We start from the raw sequence: 2,589 nt of genomic DNA on the forward strand, positions 1-2,589 counted from the left end.
CATTGGATCTAAGCGACCCGCTGGATGACGACGATGACGAAGAGTTCAACTTGGAAGACTTCGATATCGGTGACACAGATGACCTGCCCTCAGATGAAGAAAAGGATAAGGGCGCTTAATCTAAGCGTCTGCTGATGATTTTGTAGGGTGATCGGGCAAGGTTCGAGATAGATTTCAAAAGTGTTATCTTTTTCACGCTTTTTATTATTAAAGGACTTGCATGACAAAAATGCTCTCCCTATAATACGCCCTCACTCGATCTGAGGGCGTAACTCTCTGTAAATAATCGGGTTTTAAGAGGGGTGTTATTACTTCTCTCTTGTATGATCAAGTAAAAAATCACACCAGATTAAGCGGGAATAGCTCAGCTGGTAGAGCACAACCTTGCCAAGGTTGGGGTCGCGAGTTCGAATCTCGTTTCCCGCTCCAATTTATCTTTATTACCTATCGATCATTAAATTCGGCTCATTCTTCAGTCGAGACCTTCTTTATGGTCTAAACTTATTGCTATTTAGTACATTATGAATATCTGCGCGCCTAGCTTGGCTTGGCTTTTCGTAGAGCATTTGCATGATAAGATTTTAGCGGTGAATTTGCTGCTTTCCTGGAGGGTAAGATGTCGGGTGTTTTGGCTTCGGTCGATCAAAGAACCAAGCTGGTAGGTGAAAATCGCTTAGAGTTGCTTATGTTTAAGCTTAGCGGTCATCAGACCTTTGCAATCAATGTATTTAAGGTTCAAGAGGTTCTGAATTTACCAAACCTAACTGCGATGCCTCATCGTCATCCTTGTATTTGTGGTGTCACTCACTTTAGGGGGCAGACTGTCCCCGTTATCAATTTAAGTCAGGCAATTGGTATGAGGCCGCTTGAGGTTAACAGTGAATCCATTATTGTCGTCTCTGAATATAATCGAAGTGTGCAGGCTTTTTTGGTTGCCGGAATAGAGCAAATAGTTAACCTCAATTGGGAAGATATCATGCCGCCTCCGGTAGCGGCGGGTAGGGCGCATTACTTAACGGCCATAACACGCTATCAGGAACAGATTGTCGAGATTATTGATGTAGAGAAGGTCTTGTCAGATATTTCTCCGTATTCAACTGATGTCTCTGAAGAGCTTCTCGAGAATGAGTTGATTGATTCATTAGGAGAAAAGTTTGTTTTGGTGGTCGATGACTCACCGGTCGCAATTGCACAGGCGACCGGTACGATAGAAAAGCTAGGTTTACCTACCATTACTGCACCAAATGGCTTAAGAGCTTATGAAATGCTTAAGGAGTGGGCGGATAATGATCCGGAAAAGCTTAAGCAATGCTTACTTGTGCTAACAGATGCCGAGATGCCGGAAATGGATGGTTATCGACTAACGACTGAAATTCGTAAAGATGATCGATTGAGCCACTTTTATGTAATTATGCATACTTCTTTGAGTGGTAGTTTTAACCAGGCTATGGCAGAGCGAGTTGGGTGTAATCGCTTGCTATCCAAATTTCAGCCTGATGAGCTTGCAACAGCTGTTCTTGACTACGTCAAAGAACAGGCTTCTTAAATGTCTGAATATAAAATTTCCGCTTTGAATATTCATCCGGTCAAATCTCTTGGTCCGGTATCCTTAAGTGAAGTTGAAATTGATCGCTTTGGTTTGCGTTTTGATCGACGTTTTATGTTGGTGGATGATGCCGGGCGATTTATTACTCAGCGAAAATATAGCGCCTTAGCCAAAGTTTCTGCAAGCTTTGATGGTAGTACTTTAAATATATCGGACGAGGGCATTCCTGAGGTCAGTTTTTCGCTAAGTGAGTTTTCTAAAGAAGCTGATGTATGTGTCTGGTCTGATGAAGTGGGTGCGCTCACCGTACAAGACCGCCGGACACAAGTTATTTCAGACTATTTGGGGGTGAATGTGGCTTTGGCCTATATGCCTGACTCAACTTTTCGCCAGGTCGACCGTGAGTTCTTTGCAGAGAGCCAGCAAGTTAGCTTTGCTGACGGTTTCCCGATTTTATTGACTAACCAGGCCTCATTAGATGACCTGAATAGCCGCTTGGAAGTTCCTGTTGGCATGAACCGTTTTCGGCCGAATATTGTGCTTGAAGGCGATATCCCTTTTCAAGAAGACTCGTGGAAGCGTATTGCTATCGGTGAGATAGAGTTTGCATTAGTTAAGCCATGTAGCCGCTGTATTATGACTTGCATTGATGAGCATGGCGAGATTGGCAAAGAGCCTCTAAAGACGCTAGCTAAGTATCGAAAAAACGATTTTGGTGTTTGTTTCGGACAGAATATGGTTCAACTTAATACAGGGAAAATCTCACTCGATGATAAGCTAAGAGTAATTGAGGTGCTTGAAGAGGGATAGGTAAAGCGCTTCAGCCTATTTCTAAACATAGAAATAGGCATTTAACTGAAAGGTACTTGCCTTAGAAAAGCTCGATTTCGTCCGAGGTATCGTCAGTGCTGTCTTTTTTGGCACTAAAGTGATGTTTGTAAATATCCAAAGCTTCGTCAACACTTGCGCCGTTCATGATGTGTTGGAACATGATGCGCTCTTCTTCCATTGTGTAGTTCGACATGATGTCTTCTTGCAGCTTA

Annotated in this window: 2 protein-coding genes and 1 tRNA gene; all 3 read left to right on the forward strand. The window is 43.0% G+C overall.

Annotated elements, in window-relative coordinates; all coding sequences use genetic code 11:
- Positions 1-353 precede the first annotated feature (353 nt).
- Positions 354-429, forward strand: a tRNA-Gly gene (locus A3766_RS15795).
- Between the two features lie 187 nt (positions 430-616).
- Positions 617-1,546 carry a chemotaxis protein gene (locus A3766_RS15800; protein WP_068509728.1) on the forward strand — a complete coding sequence of 310 codons (930 nt, stop codon included), beginning with the start codon at positions 617-619 and terminating at the stop codon, positions 1,544-1,546.
- Entirely contained in the window at positions 1,547-2,356 is an 810-nt protein-coding gene (locus tag A3766_RS15805) for an MOSC domain-containing protein (RefSeq protein ID WP_068509730.1), read from the forward strand.
- The last annotated feature ends 233 nt before the right edge of the window (positions 2,357-2,589 follow it).

Source organism: Oleiphilus sp. HI0132 (assembly GCF_001635845.1).

What these genes read in the sequence shown, in the direction of transcription:
- A3766_RS15800 (WP_068509728.1), top strand. Translation starts at nt 617, where the DNA reads ATGTCGGGTGTTTTGGCTTCGGTCGATCAAAGAACCAAGCTGGTAGGT.
- A3766_RS15805 (WP_068509730.1), top strand. Translation starts at nt 1,547, where the DNA reads ATGTCTGAATATAAAATTTCCGCTTTGAATATTCATCCGGTCAAATCT.